A 22,532-nucleotide genomic window follows, 5' to 3' on the forward strand; every position below is an offset into this window, starting at 1 on the left:
CGGGCATGGAGGAGTTTGACCGCGCAGATTGGAGGCCTGGCGAGTTCGGCTTGCAGCGAAACGTCGAGGCGCTCCGACTGATCTACGATACGGCACCAATCGGACTCGCATTCCTGTCGCCGGACTGTCGTTATCTGCAGATCAATCAGCGCCTTACAGAGATCTGCGGTATTTCAATCGAAGGGCACCTGGGTCGGACGGTGCGCGAATGCGTGCCAATGCTGGCGGATTCCATTGAAGGAATCGTGCGATCAATCGTGACAACCGGGAATCCGGTCACAGGTGTTGAGGTCAGTGGCCAACGTCCAGGGGAAAACGAGCATCGTACGTGGACCACGTACTGGCATCCGGTTCGAGGTCTTCAAGGCGACATTGTCGGAGTGAATGTCGCGGCCGAAGAGATTACCGGGCGCCAGCTAGCTGAGACGAAGCTACGCGAAAGAGAGCAGCAATTCTATTCACTGTCGAATTTAATCCCACAGCTCGTCTGGATGGCAGATGCAGCCGGTCATATCTTCTGGTTCAATAGCCGCTGGTATGAATACACTGGATTGCCCTCGATAGAAAGCGAGCCATATGATTGGCACAGCGTGCTTGATCCTGTCTCACGGACGAAAGCGGACTCGGGATGGCAGCAAGCTCTAAAAGAGGGCGTTCCATTAGAGTTGGAGCTCGGTCTGCGAGGCCGCGAAGGTGAGTGCCGTCCATTCCTCACTCGGGTAATCCCGCTGCGCGATGTATCCGGCGAGGTCTATCGCTGGATTGGTACTCATGTCGATATCAGCGAACAGAAGCGGCGAGAGGAGCACATCCGTTTTATCGCCCTTGAACTGTCACATCGCACAAAGAACCTTCTTGCGGTTGTGATAGCGGTGGCCAAGCAGACCGCACTCTATGCGAACGATATCCAACATTATCAAGAGTGCTTCGTAAGTCGGTTGGATGCCCTCTCTCATTGCCACGATCTGCTCGTGAGGGATAATTGGCAGGGTGCACCGCTTCATGATTTGGTGACCGCGCAAATGAAGCCGTTCAACGAGATCGACTCGGGGCGTATCAAAGCGTCTGGGCCGTTGGTGATTCTCCGACCCGATGCGGTGCAAAATCTCGGACTGGCGCTGCACGAACTGGCTACGAATGCGTCAAAGCATGGCGCGTTATCCAATACATCTGGAAATGTGCTGATTAACTGGCACGTTGATCCTCAGAATGGTCGCGTCCGTGTCTTGTGGTCTGAACAGGGTGGTCCCTCCGTGATACCTCCACGCAAGCATGGGTTCGGTCATGTGGTGATTGAGCAAGTCGTGCCGCGATCTCTGGATGGTCACAGTAAGTTGGAATTTCTGCCAACGGGCGTGAATTGGACGTTCGATTTCTCAAATCGAAACGAGTGATGCATCAGATTTCATTTGAGAAAATGGAATGGAAAAGGTAACCGTCTCCGTCCTACACGAATATGAGTTTCCCGTGTTGGCGATGCGCATTGGGATGCTTTAGCTTAAAAGCCAGGTTCGATTGAATAGTTGCAACTCCGATATCATTGCACGACGCGGGCTCTGAGTTTTGTATACTCCTGTTCAGAGATAGATCCCGTTGATTTGAGCCGATCGAGTTTTTCAATCTCATCGGCTGCACTGAATCCCACGAATTTGCGTAGCTCGTCCCGAGCTTCCTTGGCTTGAGCCTGCTCCCGCTCCGCCATGCTTCGTCCTTGCGTAAGGATGTATGCGAAGATGCCGATGTAAGGCAGTACGATCAGAAAAATAACCCAAAGTACTTTGCCAAGACCGGATACATCGTGGCGACGAAAAAGGTCTCTCGACACGGTTATAAGCAGCCAAAACCAAAGGATGAACATGAACACGGCAAAAACGTCTGCCACGAAATTGGTGAATGTGAAGCCGCCTTGAAACAGCATCTTCATCCTCTCTCTCGTTGGTGATGGTCATAATCGCCGAGATTTCGTTGCTTGCTCAGTCTCGTTCATGGTTTCAGCTTCGGCTAGACGAGAGTAACTTTTCCTGTTGCCAAGTCGTACACCCCGCCGACCACCCGAATTTTCTTCTTCGCAACCATGTCGGACAAGATGGGTGTCGCAGTCTGGAGGCGTTTGACGTTGTACTGTACGTTTGCAACGACGGCGCGTTGCTCAAGATTGTCGCCGGGCTTTTTCACGACTGGCTCAATGCCTGGCTTCATCGCTCTCGCGAGATCCGCGATGTGGCCGGGCAGCTTGTTGCCTTTCTGAAGTGCTGCGACTGTCGCATTGACGGCACCGCAACTGCTGTGGCCGAGCACCATGATGAGTTTGGTGCCAAGGACTGCGGCGCCAAACTCCAGACTTGCCAGACCCTCGGTTGTTACGAAATTGCCGGCGACGCGGACGACAAATAGATCGCCCGGCGACTGATCAAATGCGAGTTCGGGTGCGATGCGGGAATCGGCGCATCCCAATATTGCGGCGAATGGAGCCTGGCCGGAAGCACGGCTGGCACGGCCAGAGGAGAAGTCACGTTCGCGCGGCTGGTTCGCTACGTAACGTTCATTACCATCGACCAGAAGTTTCAGCGCCGCGTCTGGGGTGTCGGCCGCTCTGACAGGTTGAGCTTCGGCAATGTTGATGAAGGGTGTTGTTGCCAGCGCCGCGGCGCCCGTCTGTAGAAACGCACGGCGACTGATGCCGGAAGCCAAACAAGATCTGCACATGGCGTAAATCCTCCAGTTCTATCGAGTGACAAGTCTACGAAAAGAGAAGGAGAGAGACGTCGCCGTGTCTCAAAGGCTACTATGGATCAGAACTTGGGAGCAAGCGCCGGATTCTGGCGAGAGGATTTGATTAAAGGTGTCGGGACTATCTGCGTCGCTGACACGATTCCGAAGAGTATCGCTTCGTACGATTGAGATGACGTCAGTCAGATATTGAACCCGCGATGTTCACGCGCTCCGGCGAAAGTAGGGCAATATGCCCATTGGAATTTGTCGTCAGGGTATGAATGTAAAGTGGAGGCGCTATCAGCGGCTCCCATAACCGGTGATGGACCCGATACGACTTTCAAGAAGCTGCATGTCCACTTGGGTCGTTTTCGCTAAGAACTCGCGCATAGGTCCAGCCACCTTGCGCGGGACATATGTCGAAGCGAGCGGCAATATTTCGTTCGGTCCGGGCTTGGGCGCCAACGTTCTCATCGGCGGATCTCAGTGGACAATTGCCTTGCAACCTTTATCCGTTGAGCGGAGGTTGGAATCAACCTCGCGGCAGGCGTGACTCGTCTGACGCTGAGCCGTATGGGGAAGCCTTGAGAAAATCGGATGGTTGATCGAGTGAGCCTCACGCCGGCAAGCGGTGATCTATTTCGACGCCGCCGTTTTTGACAATGAAGTCGATGATCGTCTGGAGGCCTTCGTTTCGTGACAGATCGGTGAACCCAAACGGACGGCCGCGGCGCATCCGCTCGGCGTCCTTGCGCATGACATCGAGGTCAACGTTCACATGTGGAGCAAGATCGGACTTGTTGATCACAAGGAAATCCGAGCGCGTGATCCCGGGACCGCCTTTGCGGGGAATCTCCTCGCCCTGACACACTGAAATGACGTAGAGCGTCAGATCGGCGAGGTCCGGGGAGAATGTTGCGGCGAGATTGTCGCCGCCCGATTCAATAAAAATAATGTCGAGGTCCGGAAATTTTCGATTCATCTCGGCGATGGCCTGGAGATTGATGGATGCATCCTCGCGGATAGCCGTATGGGGGCAACCTCCTGTCTCGACCCCCAGAATGCGATCCTCCGAGAGTGCCTGATGCCGCGCCAAAATCAGCGCGTCCTCCTTCGTATAGATGTCGTTAGTGATGACGGCGATAGACAGTTGTCCGCGCAGCGCTTTGCAGAGCTTTTCTGTCAGTGTTGTTTTGCCCGAGCCGACCGGGCCGCCGATGCCGACCCGAAGAGGTCCGTTGTGCGACGACATGAAGAATTCCTCATGAAGCTATTATGCTTCAGTCATGGTGATGATGATGTGAATGGGCGTGATTGTGGTGATGATCGTGCGCATGGTCGTGATCGTGACCATGATCATGGCCGTGCTCGTGACCATGGCCTGCATAAGCGCCGCGCACCGGATTAAAGGGTGCGACGATCTCATGCACCTTGGCATCAAGGCCCTCCAGCATTGCCTTGATGACGTGATCGCGCAGGATCAGGATTCTGTCAGTTGCGATTGCAGCAGGCAGATGACGGTTGCCGATATGCCAGGCGAGTTCCGCAAGGTGAGCGCTATTGCGTCCCGTGATTTCGTAGAGGGGCTCGTCAGCGGCGACGATGCCCACAACCGCACCGTTGTCGAGCACCAGCTGATCTCCGGCGATCAGAATCACGGGATCTGGAAGGTCTACGAGAACGTCATTCCCATTCGTCAGGTTGATGGTCTTGCGCCGCAAATGGCGTTCGTCGTGCTGCAGTACGGCCGTGCCAAATGTTTGTGCCTCAATTTTAGTCCTTGATGCAGCTCTAACAGCGATTGCCCGCAACATGGCGTCCTCTTTCTGTCCAGATACTGATTCAATTTTTAAAGAAACATCGTATCGCGCATGTTAATCTGCCGTAACTTACGGGCTTACTCAAGCAAGCTGTTGCGGCTGCTCAGTGCTAAAGTCAATTCGCTGGTTTTCGTGTTGCAGGCTATTTGGGGTCGAGCTAAGCTTAAACCCAATCCGCAGGCAGGTGTTACGGAACACCGTCACCTATATAACAATCGCACGGGCAAGGAGTGCTCCTTGAAGGCGAATTGTTGGCGTGCAGAGCTTGAGCTTTGGCTGGAGCGTCATGATGGCAAAACGCGGTTGATGCGTCGGCGTCATGTTGGTCCGCTTGCCATCCAGCGTCCTTTCCATCCTGAATCCGATGGTACAGCCCATGTCTATCTCCTGCATCCGCCGGGAGGCGTTGCCGGCGGCGACAGTTTAGAGATCACCTGCCATGTTGAATCGGGAGCGCGCGCCGTCCTGACGACGCCTGGTGCCACCAAGTTCTACCGCAGCGATCATCAGAGCAGGCAGCGCACCGTGATCAATGTCGGCGCTGGCGCTGTTTGCGAATATCTCCCTCAGGAATCCATCATTTATAATGGCGCGGACACCCGCGTTGAAACGCGCGTGATGCTCGCGGATGTCGATGCGACCTATGTCGGGTGGGATTTTTTCAGCTTCGGCCGTCCCGCTTCGGGTGAACGCTTTGCGGACGGCTCGATGCAACAGCGCGTCGAGGTGTCGATCGGGGGGCGGCCTGTCTGGTTCGAGCGCCTTTCGCTTCAGGGAGACTCGTACCTCGGCCGCGCGCTGTTCGCATTTGGTGGCCGGCCGATTATTGGCACCATGGTGTATGTCGGACCTATTGCCGGAAATGCTGCCGAGCGGACCCGAGCCGAATTCGAAGAAGCCGATGGCCGTGTCTTTTCGGTGAGTCAACTCAAACAGGGTGTTGTTTGCCGCTACCTCGGTGAAAGCATGTCGGAGGGCAAATCGCTTTTCGCGCGTGCTTGGAACGTGTTGCGCGATGCTGGTCAGAGGAAGCCGGCGGCAATGCCGCGTATATGGGCAACCTGAGACAGCGTAGAAGAGGGTTGAACGATGGAACTGCTACCTCGCGAGAAAGACAAGCTCCTGCTTTTCACCGCCGGATTGGTGGCGGAGCGCCGGAAGGCGCGCGGTGTGAAGCTCAACTATCCGGAAGTGATTGCGTATATCTCTGCCGCCATTCTGGAGGCCGCGCGCGATGGTAAAACCGTTGCGGAGTTGATGTCGTATGGCGCTACGCTTCTCACGCGAGATGATGTGATGGAAGGCGTGCCTGAAATGATCCACGACATTCAGGTTGAGGCGACGTTCCCCGACGGCACCAAATTGGTCACGGTCCATAACCCAATTCCATAGGAGTCCGCGATGATTCCCGGCGAATACTTCATTGAGGATGGCTCCGTGGAGCTGAATGCAGGTCGAAAGACTTGCAAGATTGAAGTCAAGAATTCCGGCGATCGGCCGATCCAGGTCGGTTCGCATTATCATTTCTACGAAACGAACGAAGCGCTGGTTTTCGACCGCGACAAAGCGAAAGGCTTTCGCCTTAATATCCCTGCGGGAACTGCCGTGCGTTTTGAACCCGGCCAGGATCGCGCGGTTGAACTCGTCGCGCTGGATGGCGATCGCAAGGTCTATGGCTTTAACGCCAAGATCATGGGCAAACTGTAGGAGGGATGGATGGCTTCGATCACACGTCAGGCCTACTCGGATCTCTACGGTCCAACCACGGGCGACCGGCTGCGTCTGGCCGACACCGAACTCATCATTGAAGTCGAAAAAGATCACACCGTTTACGGCGAAGAAGTCAGCTTCGGCGGCGGCAAGGTGATCCGCGATGGCATGGGGCAGGGCCAGCGTCTGGCCGCAGAAGTCGCCGATGTCGTTATCACCAATGTCATTATTTTGGATCATTGGGGTATTGTGAAAGCCGATGTCGGCATCAAGGATGGCCGCATCTCCGGCATCGGAAAGGCCGGCAACCCGGATATTCAGCCGGGTGTGAACATCGTCATCGGGCCGGGCACCGATGTCATTGCTGGCGAGGGTAGGATTCTCACGGCCGGTGCTATCGATACGCACATCCATTTCATCGCGCCGCAGCAGGCTGAAGAGGCTCTTTCCAGCGGCACGACGACGCTGGTCGGCGGCGGCATGGGTCCGACTGTCGGCACGCTCGCCACGACGGTGACGCCGGGCCCTTGGGCAATTCACCGGATGTTGGAAGCGGCTGAAGATCTTCCCATCAATATTGGGTTGCTCGGCAAGGGCAACGCCAGTCTGCCAGAACCATTGCGCGAGCAGATTCATGCAGGCGTGGTCGGTCTGAAGCTGCATGAAGACTGGGGCACGACTCCCGCTGCCATCGATAATTGTCTCACCGTTGCTGATGAAGAGGACATTCAGGTTGCGATCCACACGGATACGCTGAATGAAAGTGGGTTCGTGCGGGATAGCTTTGCTGCCATGAAGGGGCGGGCGATCCACAGCTTTCATACGGAAGGTGCCGGCGGTGGCCACGCGCCGGATATCATCACCGCGGCGGGTGAACCGAACATCCTGCCGTCCTCTACCAACCCGACGCGGCCGTATACGATCAACACCGTCGACGAACATCTCGATATGCTGATGGTGTGTCACCACCTCAGCCCGCAAATTCCGGAGGACGTTGCGTTCGCCGAATCGCGCATCCGCAAGGAAACGATCGCAGCGGAAGACATTCTGCATGATCTCGGCGTCTTCTCGATGATGTCGTCGGATTCGCAGGCCATGGGTCGGATCGGCGAAACGACGCTGCGTTGCTGGCAAACGGCGCACAAGATGAAGGTGCAGAGAGGGCCGCTGCCTGAAGACAGCGCGCGCAACGATAATTTTCGCGTCAAACGCTATGTCGCCAAACACACCATCAATCCGGCGATCACCCATGGCTTCGCTCATGAGATCGGCTCCATCGAAGTCGGCAAGCGCGCAGACCTTGTCCTGTGGAAGCCGGCCTTCTTTGGGGTGAAGCCGTCGCTCGTCATGCTCGGCGGCATGATCGCGACGGCTCCGATGGGCGATCCCAACGCTTCGATCTCGACACCGCAGCCGGTGCATTATCGTCCGATGTATGGTGTGCTGGGTCGTGCACGCGGTTCAACCGGCGTCACGTTCGTCTCGAAGGCGGCGCTTGACGACGGGATCGGTGAGAAGCTGAAGCTTTCCAAGAAACTCGTCGCGGTGCGCGGGACCCGTACAATCCGCAAGAAAGATATGATCCACAACGGGCTCACGCCCAAGCTGGAGGTCGACCCCCAGAACTATCAAGTCAGGGTCGACGGAAAGATCATCACCTGCGAGCCAGCTGACGTGCTGCCAATGGCGCAGCGCTATTTCCTGTTCTAGGCGATTACCCGGAGAGGGCGCTCACATTTTGTCTTGAAGCTCGGGAGATTTCCGTGCGCGTAGGGCAATTCCAAGATCACCCGACCCTCGGCTTCGTCGATTGGACGTTGCGTGGCGTAGGGCAGGTTGTTTTTCAGAATAATCCGTTGGCGGGTCTCGTTATTCTCCTCGGGCTTCTTGTCAACTCGTGGATCTATGCAGCGATATGCATTCTGGGTGTGGTTGCCAGCACGCTGACCGCGATCTGGCTGAAAGCCGATAAGGGCCTTATTCGCGATGGCCTGTTCGGCTTCAACGGTGCGCTCGTCGCGCTCGCACTTGTCGCCTTCACCAGTGAGGATTTCCAGACCGGGGCGATACCTTCTGTCGCCATGACCGTTTATCTTGTCTGCGCGGCGGCGTTCACCACCATGGCCTTCGCAACCATCGCCGCACTGCTTGGTCCGCATAAGGTGGCGCCTCTGACCATGCCCTTTGTGCTTGTGGGCTGGCTCTTCCTTTTTGCCGTCCTGAAATTCAATGCCATCGAGGCCGGTCCGATGGCAAAGCCCGTCTCGCCGGACCAGTTCGCCTATAGCGCGCCATATGACTTTGGGACGTGGTATCAGGGAATAGGCACATCGATCGGTCAGATCTTTTTCCAGGATAACTGGATCACGGGCTACATCATCCTTGTCGGCATCGCTATCAACTCTCGCATCAGCGCGGCCATGTGCTTGCTTGGTGCCGTGATCGGCACTTTCATCGCGGCCCTTTTTGGAGGGCCGGAAGGTGCAATTCGGGACGGGCTCTTTGGCTACAACGCAGCCCTCACGGCGATTGCACTCGGTGGCTTCTTTCTGGTCTTCAACTGGAGCAGCCTGCTTTATGCCGTCTTCGGGGCGGTCGTGTCAGCCTGGCTCTGGGCCTCGATTGCGATTTTTTTAAAACCCATCGGCATGCCGGTGCTGACATCGACCTTTGTTCTCGTGACCTGGATCATGCTGATCGGCCAGTACGCTTTTAAAGCGCTGGTGCCGGTGCCCCCTGCCGAGGCAACGACGCCGGAAGACAACCGCCGGCGTTATCTTGCAGGGCTGCAAACGGACTCAGGAGCGGAATAGCCGGCTGTACTGGGTCTCGTGCCAAGCGCTTGCCATGGCCATGAGAGGAGCCACATTGCCGATCTCGTCGTCGGTGAGGGAGGCTGCATTTTCCGCCGCGCGCTCGATCACGGGCACTGACTCAATCATGATGCGTTGGCCGGCCGTATGGCCCAGTGGCACAAGACGGATCGCAGCGGCAACCTGACCCTCCACGACACTCCACATCAAGCCCTTAAGCGCGTCGGCTGGCGCGATTTGCCAATGGTGGATGGCGATGGCGAAGACCGCCGGATAGGTGACGGCGTGGCTGGCGTCACTCCGGGCGAGGGGGAGTTCGAGATCCGTAAGCAGACGCAACAGGGCCTCGGCCATTCGCTGGTCTTCCAGAGCGAGCTCGCGGCTTTCCCGGCCGGCTGCAAGCCAGGCGTCGCAGGCGAGGAAGCGCTCTATGTCATCCTGCATAAGGGCATGGATCAGCCGCCAGAACAACGCGCCGTCGAGCGCGGCATAGCTGTGCTCCAGCGTGCCCAGTATCCAGTCGCGCGCATTCGTTTCGTTCTTGACGATGCCGGAGGCGACCGCCCATTCCAGTCCTCGAGAGTAGGAAAAGGCGCCCGCGGGCAAGCTTTGGCTTACGAGACGCAGGAGATGAAGCGGCAAAGCGCGAGAGCCGTCATGAAACACCACACTCACTCTCCGATTATACAGGCTAGGCAGTGTGGCCTGCCAAGGAAGCATGAGAATCCACGAGCCGGGCAGAGGCCGCCCGACTTGGAGCCTTCGGCCTTCCACGCCAATATTGACCCATTCCTGTGGTTTTCGCCACCGGTCAGAACGAGCCAAACATCGAGCCCAATACGAAAACAACGGCTAGCGAAATGATCACGCCGACGATCACCGTCATGACCATGTCGAAGTAGCTTTCCGCATGCGTTTGCTTGCTGATCTGCAGCAAGAGCAAGACAGTGCCGTTATGCGGCAGGGCATCGAGCGTCCCTGCGCTGATCACCGTGAGGCGATGCATCAGTGCGGGATCGATGCCGTGTTCGAGTGCGAGGCGCATGTACTCGCTGCCCAGCGCGTTCAGCGCGATGGCCATACCGCCGGACGCTGTTCCTGTCAGCGCTGCCAAGGCGTTCATTGCAACGACGAGAGAAACCAGCGGCCCTCCCGGCACTTCCAAAACAGCATCGCGAACGGATGTAAATGCAGGCATTGCTGCTATGACAGCCCCGAATCCGACGAGGCTGGCGATGGTCAGAATTGGCAGAACGGAGGAATTTGCGCCTGCATCAAGGCTCTCACGCAGTGAGGCGAGGCGCCGGTAGTTCACGATGATAAGCGTGAGGATGGCGGCTGCCAACGCAATGAGAACCGCCCATACGCCGGTGACCGCTCCAACATTAATTCCCCACGGTTCCTCGGCGAGGAATGAGAAATCAATGCTCGGAAGAATGACCAGCGCCATCATGAAGTTGACGACAATGACCACGATGAGAGGCAACAAGGCAAAAATAAAAGGAGGGTAATCGGTAGCCCGCTTGCCGTGGCTCAATTCTGCCGGATCGAAATCTCCCGAAAGTGTCGCCTGCTCGCGGATTTTCTCATCGATAACGGCGGCATCGGCATTGTCGATATAGACTTCACCCGCCTGTCGCGCGGCAGCCTCAGCGCGGGCAAGCCACCACATTCCGAATACAAAAGTAACGATCGAGGCAATGATGCCGAGGCCGGGCGCGGCGAAGGTCGTAGTGTCGAAGTAGGGCATCGGAATCGCGTTATTGGTCGATGGCGTTCCGGGGAGCGCGGACATTGTAAATGTAAATGCGCCAAGACCAATCGCTGCAGGCATCAGCCTGCTTGGTATGTTCGCGGCCTTGAACATTTCACGAGCCATCGGGACAAGCACAAAGAACGCGACGAATACGCTGACACCGCCATAGGTTACGATGGCGGACGCAAGAACGACTGAAAGCATCGTCCGCTTCACGCCGAGCCGTTCCGTCAGGGAATGCGCGATAGACGTAATCGATCCGCTGTCATCCATCAGTTTCCCGAAGATTCCTCCCAGCAGGAACAGAGGAAACCACCGCGCGACGAATCCTGCCGTGCCGGTCATGAAAGTCTGCGTCCAGTTCGCCAGCAGGGGCTCGCCGGAGATTAAAGCGGCGAGAAGTGCAGCCGCCGGCGATAGCAAGAGGACGCTCCAACCGCGGTAGGCCAGCCACATCAAAAGCGCTAGTGCAACCAATATCCCAAGAAGTCCCATGGTCAGATCCTTTACATGAAGGATTGCAGCGATGACGTCATCCGTGGATTTGTTTGTATCGGGTGCAGTAGATTTGGCTGATAATCACTCCCGCTCTATTGCTATCTCAAGCGGTCGAGGAATCTTCGCTTGAATCATATGTGATGCTGCAAGCTAGCACGGTGTCAGCTTGTACGTAAGCGATGTTTGGCACGCATGCTTCCGGCTGCATTTCGATGACGTCAGTATTGAGTGATCGTTCTGTCATCGGACGCTCGCCCCATGCTGATCGTGGATTTTCGGCGCGGCTTTCTTATCAAAGCGGACTGCCTTGGAATGATTCATAGATGAATGCGCGGATCAGCACCGTTGATCCACGATATTTTGTTAAAAAGCGTTTGATTTGTCCCGGCAATTTCATGCGCAGCGATGTGCTTGGTGCAGCGCAACGTTACCCGCTTGCCGGGTCGAACGATTGTAGCGGCACGACTGACGCAGAGACAGCCCAGCCAATCACGAGACATTCTTGTCATCTTGCTGCACTCGGGGGTACGCTACGTTCGACATTCGAGGAGCTTGCTGATTTTACCACTGTCCGGATGCTGCATTGTCACCGCTTGAGGAGACCTGCCATGGCTGAACTTGTGGTTATCGGGTTTGAAGATCGAAACGGTGTGAGTCTCGTGCTGCCGGAACTGATCTTCCTCCAAAGAGAGAGTCTCCAGATCTAGAAGGTGCAGTCGTCGCCAGTCGTCATTTCGACGGTGATAATCGAATGCATTTTCTTTCAACTTTTCCGAACCAAATAACGGACGGCGTGTCGGCGATGCGAAGGGATCATATCCATGAACTCGCGGAGTCTTCTCACTGACGCAGGCAGTTCATGCGTCCCGGTCTGGCCCATGTCCGCGGTGCCATCCGCGGCGCGATTCAGAGCAGCGCGACACTGGATTTTGTTGTGTGGCCTTGCATCGATTCTGATTCTGAATGGCCACGCTGTTCGGGCCCAACAACCGCAATCGCCTGCCGTCGGCGTGACGCCGGTGCAGTTGGAGGATGTATCGCCGGCCTCGGAATTTGTCGGGCGCGTCGAGGCCGTCAACGCGGTGGATATTCGTGCCAGAGTCGAGGGGTTTATCGAGGAGCGGACCTTCACGGAAGGGCAGGCGGTTCAAAGCGGACAATCGCTCTTCATTCTGGAGAAGGTCGCATATGAAGCGGCGGTGACAACCGCCCGCGCCAGCGTCACGAGCGCAGAGGCGGCGCTGAAGGACGCCGAAAGGCGTGTGCAACGTAATCAGGAGCTGCGCAGGACACAGGCGGTGTCGCAAGTCTCTCTCGAGGAGGCTCAAACCGCCCGCGACACTGCGCAAGCCAATGTTCTGTCCGCTCAGGCCAGCGTGCGCATGGCCGAGCTCAACCTGAGCTACACCGTGATCAAGGCGCCGATTACCGGCCGCATTGGTGTCGCCGCCTTTGCAGTCGGAAGTCTTGTGGGACCGTCTTCCGGAAATTTGGCCCGGGTGGTGCAGGTTGATCCGATCAGGGTTGTTTTCTCGGTCAGCGATCGCATCATCCTGGATATGCGGGAAGAGAACAACAATCGCGGCAAGCAGGAGATTGCCCGCAAGTATGTGCCGATGCTGCGTCTCTCCAATGGCAGCGATTACCCGATCAAGGGTGAAATCGACTTTGCTGGCAACGAGGTTGACCAGACGACAGGGACGATTTCGATCAGAGCCAGTTTTTCCAATCCGGATGGGCTCCTTGTGCCTGGTCAGTTTGTGACTGTGATCATCCGCCGCTCTGAGCCGGTTCGCCGGCCTGTCGTTCCCGTTGGGGCCGTGCAGCTCGACCGGGCAGGACGCTTTGTTCTCATTCTGGATGAAAACGGAAAAGTCGCGGAACGACGCATAAAGACCGGTGCGCAGCTTGGGCAAAACTGGGTTGTGACCGATGGACTGACGGGCGGGGAAAGCCTCATTGTGCAGGGCTTTCAGAATGCCCGGCCCGGTGCTGCTGTGCGGGTTGTTCCAGTATCTCCTGGCGCTATTTCTCCCCCAGATGTGGGAGTGAGTGCCCGATGATCTCGTTCCTGTTCATTGACAAGCCGCGTTTTGCGATGGTGATCGCGATTGTAACGCTGCTCGCCGGCTTGCTCGCTCTCAGTCAGATTCCGGTCGCGCAGTTTCCACCAATCACGCCGCCCGAGGTCCAGGTGACCGCCAGCTATCCGGGCGCCAATGCCGAGGTTGTCAACGAGAGCATTGGTGCGCCGATTGAGGATCAGGTGAACGGCGTCGAGAACATGCTCTACATGTCCTCGTCGAGCACGAACAATGGCGGTTATTCACTGACTGTCACTTTCGCCGTCGGCACCGACCCGGCCATCGCGCAGGTCAACGTACAGAATCGTGTTGCTCTTGCGACGCCACGGCTACCACCTGTCGTCACGCAGACGGGTGTTTCGGTCCGCAGTCGCTCCACCAGCATGCTGATGGGCGTGGCGATTTATTCGCCCAAGGGGACGCATGACGAAATCTTCGTCAGCAATTATGCGTCCATCAATGTGCGTGATGCACTGGCGCGCGTTGCGGGCGTTGGCGAGGCCGGAATCTTTGGTCCGGTCTACGGCATGCGCATCTGGATGAACCCGGATCGCATGCAGGCGCTCGGGATCACCGCATCGGATTTGATGAGTGCCATACGTGCCCAGAACGCCTTGGCATCGGCGGGCTTGATAGGCTCGGCGCCCGCGCAGCCTGGACAGCAACTGCAGATGACGGTGATGGCGCGAGGCCGTCTGGCGGACCCGAAGGAATTTGGGAATATCGTTGTGCGTACCAATGCCGATGGAGCCATCGTTCGCCTCCGGGACGTGGCGCGGGTCGAACTCGGGGCTGAATCGTATGACACCGGTTCGAAATTCAACGGCCAGCCGAGTGCGACCCTCGTTATCTATCAATCGCCGGACGCCAACGCGCTGGCCGTTTCCCGTGCCGTCAAAGACGAACTCAAGCGCCTTTCGGCGTCGTTTCCTGACGACATGTCCTACACGGTGGTGTTCGACACCACCTCTTTTGTCAGCGCGACGATCCACGAGATCATGATCACGCTTCTGATCACCTTCATTCTCGTGGTCCTTGTCACCTACATATTCCTTCAGGACTGGCGTGCCACGCTGATTCCGACGCTGACGATTCCGGTCTCGTTGATCGGCGGTTTCGCCATTTTGTATGTGCTCGATTACTCGGCGAACACCATCACGCTGTTCGCGATTGTGCTCGCCATTAGTCTCGTTGTCGACGACGCCATTATCGTGGTTGAGAACGTGCAGCGCGTGATGAAGGAAGATGGCGTTCCAGTTGCCGAAGCGACCCGCCGCACGATGCAGCAGGTCACGGGCCCGATTGTCGCCACCACGCTCGTGCTGGCTGCTTTGTTCGTACCGGTGAGCTTTCTCGGAGGGATCGTCGGCCAGCTCTACAGGCAATTCGCCGTCACGATTCTCGTCACGATCACGCTCTCGACGATCAATGCTCTAACGTTGAGTCCGGCGTTATGCGCCTTGCTGCTGCGTCCGCCCACGGAAAATCGCGGGCGGATTTTTAGCGCATTCAATGGCGCGTTGGATGTCTCGCGGGACTGGTATCTCTGGCTATTGGCCTGGTTCAGCCGCAGACTGATATTCGCGACGGTTATACTGGCGGCTATATTCGGCGGCGCCTATGGGCTGATGCGTATTCTGCCGACGGGCTTCATTCCATCCGAAGATCTCGGCTACCTCTTTGTCAATGTGCAATTGCCGAACGCCGCTTCGCTCCAGCGAACGGAAGCGGTGATCGACGACGTGACGAACATCCTGCGGGCGACGCCGGGGGTGGATAATGTCATCGGGATTGCCGGCAACAGTCTGATCGGTGGCAGCGGATCCGACACCGGCATGGCGATCGCGGCTCTCAAGCCGTGGGACAAGCGAAACAGTTCCAACGAAAGTATCGGCGGCATCCTCACCCATCTGCGCGCTCAGTTCGCAGGATTGCCTGCCGCCACCATCGTGCCTTTCAACCCGCCGGCTATTCCGGGTCTCGGAACGACCGGCGGGTTTGACATGCGGCTGCAGGCTCGCGGCGGCCAAAGCCAGGAAGATCTTGCGGAGGCGGCACGGGCCCTGATTTTCAAGGCCAATCAGACGCCGGGGCTGACTGGCGTCTTCACTACGTTTTCCGCGGACGTCCCACAGATCTATCTCGATATTGATCGCAAGCGAGCCGATCTTTTCGGTCTTTCTCCGGCGAATATCTTTGCCGCCTTGCAGGCGCATCTGGGCTCCGCGTATGTCGATGACTTCAATATCTTCTCGCGAGTCTATCAAGTCCGCATTCAGGACGAACCCGAATTTCGTAATCGTGTGGACGATATTCTGCGTCTGCATGTTCGTAATGCAGCCGGAGATCTGGTGCCGTTACGGTCGATCGTGACTCCGACGACGTCGTTCGGGCCGAACGCCATCAATCGGTACAATCTCTTCCCGGCGGCCTCGATCAACGGGCAGCCCTCGCCCGGAACGAGCACGGGGCAGGCGCTCTCCATCATGGCGAATCTGGCGCGCGCGACCCTGCCGAACAATTTCAATTTCGAATGGACCGGGCTCGCTTTGCAGGAAAGCCAGGCAGGCAATCAGACCATCATTGTCTTTATCATGGGTATTGTTTTCACCTATCTGTTTCTGGTCGCTCAATATGAGAGCTGGTGCGTTCCGGTTGCTGTCATGCTTGCAGTGTCGGTGGCGGTTCTCGGCGCTCTCGGAAGTCTCGCCATCTCCCGTATCCCGATCGATATTTATGCCCAGATCGGATTGATCTTGCTGATTGGTCTCGCGGCCAAGAACGCAATCCTGATTGTGGAGTTCGCCAAGCATAAGCGCGAGGAAGGCAAGAGCATCGATGAAGCTGCGATGGAAGGTACCGCTCAGCGCTACCGCCCGGTTCTCATGACCGCATTCGCCTCGATCCTCGGCGTGATCCCGCTCGTCGTCGCGAGCGGGGCAGGAGCGGGCAGCCGTCAGTCCATCGGTTTGACCTTGTTCGGGGGCCTTCTGATCGGAACGTTGATAGGGCTTGTGCTGATTCCGGTTCTCTATGTCATGGTGCAAAGCGTTCGTGAGCGCATGAAATCGTGGTTGTTCGGTGTGCGGAGCGATGAGCCTTGTTAAGCAGAAGTTCGCGATCGCCGCCTTAACAGGATCTGAAATCGGCTTCACGCATCCACTGAGATGACGACGATATGGCAGGATGGATGATGGCTACTGAACAATTTGATCGATCACCGCAGTCTGGAGTCGATGCGAACGATATCGATCGCCGGCATCAGGCAGCTACCCTTAAGCTAAAATGGGGAAGATTTTTCGTTCTGGGTATTGTTCTTGTTATTGCTGGGGTGCTCGCAATAGCCCTACCCGAAATTTCAGCATTTGCGACAGGATCTGTTTTCGGGATTGCTCTCGGATTGGCCGGAGTTGCAAAAATGGCGCTTTCCCTGCAGATCAAGGAATGGAGCGGTTTTCTCTGGCAGGAGCTGACCGGTGCGGCTGAGGTGGTCGGGGGCATCTTGATCTATTTCAACCCTTTGAAGGGTGCTTTAGCCATCGCTCTTTTGATTGCGCTGGTGCTGCTGGTTCAAAGCTTCTTGCAGATCGCGTTGGCCTTCCGAATCCGCAAGCAAAATGGCTGGCAATGGTTTGCTTTGTCGAGTCTGGTTTCGTTAGCTGCTAGTGCAGCGCTTGTAATCAAACTTCCTTTTACAATCGGATACGAACCGGGGGTGATTGCGGGCATAACCCTTCTCGTCGCGGGAATCGCTTACATTGCAATTGCGTTCACGATGCGGAGCGGCCAGCGATGATGGCCCATCAAGAATGTTCAGCAGTCTCGGAGCTTTGGTGGAACGAAAAAGAAGGGTTGCCACTTATGTCGGGATCAGGATCAGGCGCCCGTACTTGACGCCGCGTTCGGCAATAATGTGATCGGCAAAATGCTGGATCTCGCTGCCGGAGCCGCGGAATGCAGTCACCTCCATGCAATTATCATTGTCGAGGTGAACATGGAGCGTCGCCAGCGAGAGATCGTGGTGGCTGTGATAATTTTCCACCAGCCGCCGTGACAGATTGCGTGCGGCGTGGTCGTAAACATAGACGAGCGCAGCGACGCATTCGCCGGATTTGCCTTTCTCCTGCGCGGCCTGCTGCATACCGGCACGCGCGAAGTCACGTATCGCCTCGGAGCGGTTCTGGTATCCGTGCTCTGCGATCATTCTGTCGAGTTCATCGATCAGATCGTTATCGAGCGTGATGGTGATGCGTTGCATGGTCCTTCCTTTTAAGCTCGACAAGTATGATGATTTATTCATATCATCATACTTGTGATGTCAGATTCTTCGCTCTCCGTTAGTTTGCAGCATAGCCTGCCAGACGTCGCAGTGTGATTCATTCGTTCTGATTGTCGTCGCTGGGAGTGGGCGATGCGTCGATCTCTGGGCGTTTCGGGGCTTGTACTGATCGATCTGATAGCCGTGGCATCGTCTGCCTCGGCGCAGAGCGTGGCTTCCACCCGGCTTCCCGAGATCGAAATCGACGCGCCACACCGCCGCCAGGATAAAAATGTCAGGCGAAAGCCGGTGGCGGCACAGGAACGGGGACGGCACCGCGAAGTGTCCAGAAACCCAGCGCCGGCCAGCAGCGCTGCGGCGAGGCCAAATGCTGAACCAAATGCCGAGGGAGCGGTTGCCTCCGCTCCGGCCGCGGCTGCCAGTGAAAAGACCGTGAGCGGCGAAGAGGTCAATGCGCGGCCGTTCTCGCGTCCAGCCGAAGCGCTGGAAGTTGTGCCCGGTCTCATCGTCACGCAGCATAGCGGTGAGGGGAAAGCCAATCAGTACTTTCTGCGTGGCTATAATCTCGATCATGGCACGGACCTAGCGATCACCGTGGATGATATGCCGGTCAACATGCGCACGCATGCGCATGGGCAGGGTTATGCCGATCTGAATTTCCTGATTCCGGAATTGATAAAATCGGTCAATATCCGCAAGGGACCGTACTTCGCAGATGAGGGAGATTTCTCTTCCGTCGGCGCCGTGCATATAGGTCTGCTCGACACTATCGAGAAATCGATGGCCCTCATGACGGTGGGCAGCTTCGGATACAATCGCGTGCTTGGCATCACCTCGACGAAGGCCGGCGAAGGTCATTTGCTGGTCGCCGGAGAAGCCAACACCTATAATGGTCCGTGGGATTATCCCGACAAGGTCAGGAAGCTGAACGCTGTCGTTCGATACAGCCAGGGTGTGGCCTCCGATGGATTCTCTCTGACGGGAATGGCTTATTCCAACCGCTGGAATTCCACTGATCAGGTCCCGCTGCGCGCGATCACTTCGGGGCAGATCGGGCTTTACGGGGCACTCGATCCGACCGATGGCGGCAATTCCGATCGGTTTTCGCTTTCAGGACGATGGGCAAAAAGCGACGAGAATGGCGCCTCGAAGGTCAGCTTCTATGTGATTAAAAGCTCGCTCGATCTGTACAATAATTTCACATTCTTTCTGGATAATCCGAACGAGGGCGATCAATTCCATCAGCACGACAACCGCGTGCTCGGCGGCATCAGCGCTTCGCACACATTCAACAGCACCTTCGCCGGTTTGCCGATGCAAACCGAGATCGGCCTCCAGAGCCGCTATGACGACATTCGCCTGTCGCTGTCCAATACGTATCAGCGGCAATTTCTGACGGGGACGCGCGACGATAAAGTGAAGGAAGCGAGTGTTGGAATCTATATCCAGAATACGGTGCAATGGACGAACTGGCTCCGCACGACACTGGGCTATCGTGGTGATTTCTACAATGCGAATGTCGATTCGCTTTTGACGCCGGCTAATTCCGGCAATGCCAATGCATCAATCGGGAGTCCGAAACTCAGTGTCGTGCTGGGGCCGTTTGCGAAGACTGAATTCTTCTTCAACGCGGGAGAGGGATTCCACAGCAATGACGCGCGCGGTGTGACGATCAAGGAATCGCCGTCAGACGGATCGCCATTGGATGCCTCACCGTTTCTGGTCAAGACGCGCGGGATCGAGTTCGGTGTGCGAACGCGCCTCATTCCTGGTCTCGACAGTGCGGTGAGCCTGTTCCTGCTCGATCAGGCTTCGGAGATCCTGTTCGTCGGTGATGCGGGCGACACCGAGCCCAGCCGTCCGAGCCGCCGCTACGGTATCGAGTGGACCAACCGCTACAAGCCGGTCTCGTGGTTCAGCCTCGATGGCGACATCGCTCTGACCCATGCGAGATTTCGCGGATACGATTCAGCACAGGCTGCTGCTCACGCAGAACTGGCCGGCTATCCGGAAGCGCAGATCGGCAATGCGCCCGGCAACCTCATTCCCGGAGCGCCGAATCTCATCGCATCCGCGGGATTCAGGATTGGGGAGGCGACCGGTTGGTTCGGAGGGTTGCGTTATCGTTACTTTGGCCCGCGGCCTTTGACGGAAGACGGCGCGTTTGTCTCGCCTGCGACAGGTATCCTGAACGGGCAACTGGGCTACCGCTTCGAAAATGGCTGGCGTATTCAGCTTGATGCGTTCAATCTCACTGACAGCCGTTCGGATCAGATCACTTACGCTTATGGCTCGCTACTCAAGACTGATGCTCTGTTCGCGCAATGCAATTCCGGCAGTCCTCCGCCTGCGGCGGTCTGCCAGACGGGGGTAATGGATAGGGTGCTGCACCCTGTCGAACCGCTTGCCTTTCGACTTACACTTGCGGGAAAATTCTGAACGGCATTTTATAAAATTCCGAATGGTCCTGATCCAGTCACAACGAGATTGTCGCGCGTATGTTTGGAATTCTGGGATTGGGTTTTCTGCTTGGCATGCAGCACGCGCTTGAAGCCGACCACATTGCGGCGGTGTCCAGCATTGCAGCTCGGCGCAGTCAGGTCGGCGATATTGTCCGGCATGGGCTGACCTGGGGGCTCGGGCACACGGTCACGCTGTTTGTTTTCGCGGGCGCGGCGATCCTGCTTGGCCACGCAATTCCTGAACGTATGTCCCAGCCGCTCGAAACCGCTGTGGGCATCATGCTGGTCGGGCTGGGTACGCATCTGCTGTGGCGGATTTGGCGCGATCGTGTGCACTTTCACCGCCATCGCCACGGTGATGGCGTCGAGCATTTGCACTTGCACAGTCATGCCACTGACAGCGTTCCTCATGCGCAGAGTGAACATGGCCATGCGCATGGTTTCCGCTGGCGCTCGCTGCTGGTGGGTTTGATGCATGGCATGGCAGGTTCGGCGGCGCTGATAGTGTTGGCGGCAACGCAGGTGGCGAACCCGTTATATGGCATACTCTATGTATTGCTGTTCGGGATTGGCTCGATGCTCGGCATGGGTGCACTATCGGTTGTGATTGCCGTGCCTCTCGTCATCTCGGAGCGATGGCTGACGGGCGCAAATCGAGTGCTGCAGGTGGCGGTGGGACTTGTCACCATCGCGATTGGTTTTTCGACGATTTATGCCACCGCACTCGCATGAGGATCCAATAGGGGATCATGCTCTTTCCGCCGCTTGCTTAAACAAATGGCAGGGTAGGTGCCTAATTCGTGACCAGAAACGGCGCGCATTTTGGCTGGTTGCTTAAGGCGTAATCTCGCCGCAAATCGAAATATCTAAGAGATTGATTTTTGGCCATTATTTGCAGCGGTCTTTGTTCGTTTCTGTGGCATGGTTCTTGCGATTCTCCTGACGCGGAGGCGGTGAAGCACCGTCTGCAGCGTGAATGCACGCGTCAGGGAGTTATATCGCATGTTCATTCAATCAATTTCGGCGATCGGAAAATCGCGCGGCCTTAGGCGGTTTGCTGCGGGAGCGGGGATTGCTTTAAGCCTCGCGACCTTTGGCGCAGCTAGGGCTGCAGATGACACGATCAAGGTCGGCATCCTGCACTCTTTGTCCGGAACGATGGCCATCAGCGAAACGACGCTGAAGGATGCAGTGCTCATGATGATCGATGAGCAGAACAAGAAAGGCGGACTGCTCGGCAAGAAGCTCGAAGCCGTGGTGGTGGATCCGGCATCGAACTGGCCGCTGTTCGCGGAAAAAGCGCGAGAACTCATCACCAAGGATAAGGTCGCGGTTGTCTTTGGCTGCTGGACGTCGGTCTCGCGCAAGTCCGTGCTGCCGGTTTTCAAGGAGCTGGATTCGATCCTCTTTTATCCGGTGCAGTACGAAGGAGAGGAAAGCGAGCGCAACGTGTTTTACACCGGCGCGGCACCAAACCAGCAGGCGATCCCTGCGGTGGACTATCTGATGAAAGAAGAGAAGGTGAAGCGCTGGGTGCTTGAGGGCACCGACTACGTTTATCCGCGCACCACCAACAAGATTCTCGAAGCCTATCTGAAATCGAAGGGCGTCGCGCCGGAAGACATTACGGTCAATTACACGCCGTTCGGGTTCTCCGACTGGCAGACGGAAGTTTCCAAAATCAAGGCGTTCGGCTCGGCGGGCAAGAAAACCGCGGTTGTTTCCACCATCAACGGCGATGCCAACGTGCCGTTTTATAAGGAGCTCGGGAACCAGGGCATCAAGGCCACCGACATTCCCGTGGTCGCTTTCTCCGTGGGTGAGGAGGAGCTTGCCGGCATCGACACCAAGCCGTTGATCGGTCATCTGGCGGCCTGGAATTACTTCGAGTCGATCAAGACGCCCGCCAACGCCAAGTTCATCGAACAGTGGCATGCCTTCACCAAGAATCCGAAGCGCGTGACCAACGATCCGATGGAAGCGCACTACATTGGCTTCAACATGTGGGTGAAGGCCGTCGAGAAAGCTGGAACGACCAACTCCGACAAGGTGATCGATGCTCTGCCCGGCATCAAGCAGGCCAACCTGACTGGCGGTGTTTCGACCATGCTTCCGAACCATCACATCACCAAGCCCGTCTTTATTGGAGAAATCCAGGGTGACGGACAGTTCAACGTCGTGTCTCCCGATGATCCGACGAAGGCGACGCTGGTGCCCGGCGATGCATGGTCGAATTATCTGGAAGGCTCGAAAGACCTTGAGGCCGACTGGGTGACCCTGAAGTGCGGCAACTACAACACCAAGGAAAAGAAGTGTCTCGGTGGGAGCTGACAGCGGAGCGGTTGGCGTGAACCAGCGCTCGCCGAGCCGTTGAGGTCAAACAAGGAAGGCGACGGGT

At 56.8% G+C, this 22,532-nt stretch carries 21 protein-coding genes; 14 read left to right on the forward strand and 7 right to left on the reverse strand.

Translation table 11 applies throughout. The features are described 5' to 3' along the window. Window positions 1-5: 5 nt before the first annotated feature. Window positions 6-1,394, forward strand: a complete 1,389-nt coding sequence (locus HMPREF9697_RS18910) for a sensor histidine kinase (RefSeq protein ID WP_002718863.1) — start codon at window positions 6-8, stop codon at window positions 1,392-1,394. 143 nt (window positions 1,395-1,537) lie between these two features. On the opposite strand, the gene HMPREF9697_RS18915 is transcribed toward HMPREF9697_RS18910, so the two are convergent. Then, a complete protein-coding gene (locus HMPREF9697_RS18915; RefSeq protein ID WP_244597827.1) occupies window positions 1,538-1,924 on the reverse strand; it encodes a PLD nuclease N-terminal domain-containing protein in 387 nt (128 codons plus the stop codon). Window positions 1,925-2,001: 77 nt separating this feature from the next. Continuing rightward, a complete protein-coding gene (locus HMPREF9697_RS18920) occupies window positions 2,002-2,706 on the reverse strand; it encodes a carbonic anhydrase (RefSeq protein ID WP_002718865.1) in 705 nt (234 codons plus the stop codon). 358 nt (window positions 2,707-3,064) lie between these two features. Between HMPREF9697_RS18920 and HMPREF9697_RS20645 the strand changes: the two genes are divergently transcribed. Beyond that, the gene (locus HMPREF9697_RS20645) at window positions 3,065-3,265 is read left to right on the forward strand and encodes a DUF992 domain-containing protein (RefSeq protein WP_347329683.1); all 201 of its coding nucleotides are present in this window, start codon (window positions 3,065-3,067) and stop codon (window positions 3,263-3,265) included. A gap of 63 nt (window positions 3,266-3,328) precedes the next feature. Here HMPREF9697_RS20645 and ureG read toward each other — a convergent pair whose 3' ends face one another. Then, the gene (gene ureG, locus HMPREF9697_RS18925) at window positions 3,329-3,964 is read right to left on the reverse strand and encodes an urease accessory protein UreG (protein ID WP_002718867.1); all 636 of its coding nucleotides are present in this window, start codon (window positions 3,962-3,964) and stop codon (window positions 3,329-3,331) included. A gap of 28 nt (window positions 3,965-3,992) precedes the next feature. Further along, entirely contained in the window at window positions 3,993-4,526 is a 534-nt protein-coding gene (locus HMPREF9697_RS20650; protein ID WP_081602567.1) for an urease accessory protein UreE, read from the reverse strand. A gap of 99 nt (window positions 4,527-4,625) precedes the next feature. On the opposite strand from HMPREF9697_RS20650, the gene HMPREF9697_RS18935 reads away from it, so the two are divergent. The 5 genes from HMPREF9697_RS18935 to HMPREF9697_RS18955 are packed head-to-tail and all read left to right on the forward strand — an operon-like array spanning window position 4,626 to window position 9,055. Beyond that, window positions 4,626-5,597: an urease accessory protein UreD gene (locus HMPREF9697_RS18935; RefSeq protein WP_347329686.1), complete on the forward strand. Its 972-nt coding sequence runs from the start codon at window positions 4,626-4,628 to the stop codon at window positions 5,595-5,597. 24 nt (window positions 5,598-5,621) lie between these two features. Next, window positions 5,622-5,924 carry an urease subunit gamma gene (ureA, locus tag HMPREF9697_RS18940; RefSeq protein ID WP_002718870.1) on the forward strand — a complete coding sequence of 101 codons (303 nt, stop codon included), beginning with the start codon at window positions 5,622-5,624 and terminating at the stop codon, window positions 5,922-5,924. 9 nt (window positions 5,925-5,933) lie between these two features. Next, window positions 5,934-6,239, forward strand: a complete 306-nt coding sequence (locus HMPREF9697_RS18945; protein ID WP_002718871.1) for an urease subunit beta — start codon at window positions 5,934-5,936, stop codon at window positions 6,237-6,239. Window positions 6,240-6,248: 9 nt separating this feature from the next. Next, window positions 6,249-7,952, forward strand: coding sequence for an urease subunit alpha (gene ureC, locus HMPREF9697_RS18950; protein ID WP_002718872.1), 1,704 nt, complete (start codon window positions 6,249-6,251; stop codon window positions 7,950-7,952). A gap of 53 nt (window positions 7,953-8,005) precedes the next feature. Then, entirely contained in the window at window positions 8,006-9,055 is a 1,050-nt protein-coding gene (locus HMPREF9697_RS18955; RefSeq protein WP_002718873.1) for an urea transporter, read from the forward strand. Here the strand turns inward: HMPREF9697_RS18955 and HMPREF9697_RS18960 are convergent. Further along, window positions 9,041-9,775: an urease accessory protein UreF gene (locus HMPREF9697_RS18960; protein WP_002718874.1), complete on the reverse strand. Its 735-nt coding sequence runs from the start codon at window positions 9,773-9,775 to the stop codon at window positions 9,041-9,043. The two genes, HMPREF9697_RS18955 and HMPREF9697_RS18960, sit on opposite strands and share 15 nt — an antisense overlap. Window positions 9,776-9,866: 91 nt before the next feature. Then, the gene (locus HMPREF9697_RS18965) at window positions 9,867-11,306 is read right to left on the reverse strand and encodes a GntP family permease (RefSeq protein WP_002718875.1); all 1,440 of its coding nucleotides are present in this window, start codon (window positions 11,304-11,306) and stop codon (window positions 9,867-9,869) included. Window positions 11,307-11,632: 326 nt separating this feature from the next. On the opposite strand from HMPREF9697_RS18965, the gene HMPREF9697_RS21120 reads away from it, so the two are divergent. The 4 genes from HMPREF9697_RS21120 to HMPREF9697_RS18980 all read left to right on the forward strand — a co-directional run bounded on the left by HMPREF9697_RS21120 (window position 11,633) and on the right by HMPREF9697_RS18980 (window position 17,189). Then, a complete protein-coding gene (locus HMPREF9697_RS21120; RefSeq protein WP_147293871.1) occupies window positions 11,633-12,016 on the forward strand; it encodes a hypothetical protein in 384 nt (127 codons plus the stop codon). Between the two features lie 171 nt (window positions 12,017-12,187). Continuing rightward, the gene (locus HMPREF9697_RS18970) at window positions 12,188-13,372 is read left to right on the forward strand and encodes an efflux RND transporter periplasmic adaptor subunit (RefSeq protein ID WP_115622209.1); all 1,185 of its coding nucleotides are present in this window, start codon (window positions 12,188-12,190) and stop codon (window positions 13,370-13,372) included. Continuing rightward, a complete protein-coding gene (locus HMPREF9697_RS18975) occupies window positions 13,369-16,500 on the forward strand; it encodes an efflux RND transporter permease subunit (protein ID WP_002718878.1) in 3,132 nt (1,043 codons plus the stop codon). Before HMPREF9697_RS18970 ends, HMPREF9697_RS18975 begins: the two co-directional genes overlap by 4 nt. 86 nt (window positions 16,501-16,586) lie before the next feature. After that, entirely contained in the window at window positions 16,587-17,189 is a 603-nt protein-coding gene (locus HMPREF9697_RS18980; RefSeq protein WP_081602599.1) for an HdeD family acid-resistance protein, read from the forward strand. Between the two features lie 63 nt (window positions 17,190-17,252). Here HMPREF9697_RS18980 and nikR read toward each other — a convergent pair whose 3' ends face one another. After that, a complete protein-coding gene (gene nikR / locus HMPREF9697_RS18985; RefSeq protein WP_002718880.1) occupies window positions 17,253-17,651 on the reverse strand; it encodes a nickel-responsive transcriptional regulator NikR in 399 nt (132 codons plus the stop codon). 153 nt (window positions 17,652-17,804) lie between these two features. On the opposite strand from nikR, the gene HMPREF9697_RS18990 reads away from it, so the two are divergent. From HMPREF9697_RS18990 to urtA, 3 genes are all read left to right on the forward strand, one after another. Beyond that, on the forward strand, window positions 17,805-20,111 hold the full coding sequence (locus tag HMPREF9697_RS18990) for a TonB-dependent receptor (protein ID WP_002718881.1): 2,307 nt from the start codon (window positions 17,805-17,807) through the stop codon (window positions 20,109-20,111). Window positions 20,112-20,170: 59 nt separating this feature from the next. Next, entirely contained in the window at window positions 20,171-20,866 is a 696-nt protein-coding gene (locus tag HMPREF9697_RS18995; RefSeq protein WP_002718882.1) for a HoxN/HupN/NixA family nickel/cobalt transporter, read from the forward strand. Window positions 20,867-21,136: 270 nt separating this feature from the next. Beyond that, the gene (gene urtA / locus HMPREF9697_RS19000) at window positions 21,137-22,465 is read left to right on the forward strand and encodes an urea ABC transporter substrate-binding protein (RefSeq protein WP_002718883.1); all 1,329 of its coding nucleotides are present in this window, start codon (window positions 21,137-21,139) and stop codon (window positions 22,463-22,465) included. The last annotated feature ends 67 nt before the right edge of the window (window positions 22,466-22,532 follow it).

Origin of the sequence: Afipia felis ATCC 53690 (genome assembly GCF_000314735.2) — a bacterium.
Classification (GTDB): Bacteria; Pseudomonadota; Alphaproteobacteria; order Rhizobiales; family Xanthobacteraceae; genus Afipia; species Afipia felis.

What these genes read in the sequence shown, in the direction of transcription:
- HMPREF9697_RS18915 (WP_244597827.1), bottom strand. Translation starts at nt 1,924, where the DNA reads ATGAAGATGCTGTTTCAAGGCGGCTTCACATTCACCAATTTCGTGGCA.
- HMPREF9697_RS18980 (WP_081602599.1), top strand. Translation starts at nt 16,587, where the DNA reads ATGGCTACTGAACAATTTGATCGATCACCGCAGTCTGGAGTCGATGCG.
- ureC (WP_002718872.1), top strand. Translation starts at nt 6,249, where the DNA reads ATGGCTTCGATCACACGTCAGGCCTACTCGGATCTCTACGGTCCAACC.
- HMPREF9697_RS18920 (WP_002718865.1), bottom strand. Translation starts at nt 2,706, where the DNA reads ATGTGCAGATCTTGTTTGGCTTCCGGCATCAGTCGCCGTGCGTTTCTA.
- HMPREF9697_RS18995 (WP_002718882.1), top strand. Translation starts at nt 20,171, where the DNA reads ATGTTTGGAATTCTGGGATTGGGTTTTCTGCTTGGCATGCAGCACGCG.
- HMPREF9697_RS18910 (WP_002718863.1), top strand. Translation starts at nt 6, where the DNA reads ATGGAGGAGTTTGACCGCGCAGATTGGAGGCCTGGCGAGTTCGGCTTG.
- HMPREF9697_RS18975 (WP_002718878.1), top strand. Translation starts at nt 13,369, where the DNA reads ATGATCTCGTTCCTGTTCATTGACAAGCCGCGTTTTGCGATGGTGATC.
- nikR (WP_002718880.1), bottom strand. Translation starts at nt 17,651, where the DNA reads ATGCAACGCATCACCATCACGCTCGATAACGATCTGATCGATGAACTC.
- ureA (WP_002718870.1), top strand. Translation starts at nt 5,622, where the DNA reads ATGGAACTGCTACCTCGCGAGAAAGACAAGCTCCTGCTTTTCACCGCC.
- HMPREF9697_RS21120 (WP_147293871.1), top strand. Translation starts at nt 11,633, where the DNA reads ATGAATGCGCGGATCAGCACCGTTGATCCACGATATTTTGTTAAAAAG.
- HMPREF9697_RS20645 (WP_347329683.1), top strand. Translation starts at nt 3,065, where the DNA reads ATGTCCACTTGGGTCGTTTTCGCTAAGAACTCGCGCATAGGTCCAGCC.
- urtA (WP_002718883.1), top strand. Translation starts at nt 21,137, where the DNA reads ATGTTCATTCAATCAATTTCGGCGATCGGAAAATCGCGCGGCCTTAGG.
- HMPREF9697_RS18990 (WP_002718881.1), top strand. Translation starts at nt 17,805, where the DNA reads ATGCGTCGATCTCTGGGCGTTTCGGGGCTTGTACTGATCGATCTGATA.
- HMPREF9697_RS18965 (WP_002718875.1), bottom strand. Translation starts at nt 11,306, where the DNA reads ATGGGACTTCTTGGGATATTGGTTGCACTAGCGCTTTTGATGTGGCTG.
- HMPREF9697_RS18960 (WP_002718874.1), bottom strand. Translation starts at nt 9,775, where the DNA reads ATGCTTCCTTGGCAGGCCACACTGCCTAGCCTGTATAATCGGAGAGTG.
- HMPREF9697_RS18945 (WP_002718871.1), top strand. Translation starts at nt 5,934, where the DNA reads ATGATTCCCGGCGAATACTTCATTGAGGATGGCTCCGTGGAGCTGAAT.
- HMPREF9697_RS20650 (WP_081602567.1), bottom strand. Translation starts at nt 4,526, where the DNA reads ATGTTGCGGGCAATCGCTGTTAGAGCTGCATCAAGGACTAAAATTGAG.
- ureG (WP_002718867.1), bottom strand. Translation starts at nt 3,964, where the DNA reads ATGTCGTCGCACAACGGACCTCTTCGGGTCGGCATCGGCGGCCCGGTC.
- HMPREF9697_RS18970 (WP_115622209.1), top strand. Translation starts at nt 12,188, where the DNA reads ATGTCCGCGGTGCCATCCGCGGCGCGATTCAGAGCAGCGCGACACTGG.